The 280-nt window shown below is 40.4% G+C and carries 1 protein-coding gene; it reads left to right on the plus strand.

What is annotated here, in order from left to right; all coding sequences use genetic code 11:
* Positions 1–25 precede the first annotated feature (25 nt).
* Positions 26–280, plus strand: a 255-nt coding sequence (locus ACFIO5_RS12905; protein ID WP_375705620.1) for a hypothetical protein, incomplete at its 3' end; no start/stop codon positions are given.

A 280-nucleotide genomic window follows, 5' to 3' on the forward strand; every position in this document is an offset into this window, starting at 1 on the left:
GACTGATTCGAGTGGGGCTATTGTCATGAAAGATGGGCAAATCCGACGTTCTTTTTTAGGTGTTGACGCTTCTGACGCATCGTTTGTTGTTTTAGATAAGGTGGCTATTAATGTGGATGGAATCGGTCTCTATAGTGATGAATCTGGAATAAATATGACTTCTGGATCTCTTGTCTTTCCAGAAGGGGGGATAGGGGGCATATCGACGAATTATGGATCTATCACACTAAAAAATGTTAACGTTCAGATTAAGAAAGTAGGTGATGCAGAAGTAGATTCT

The organism is Bartonella sp. AA86SXKL (assembly GCF_042196885.1).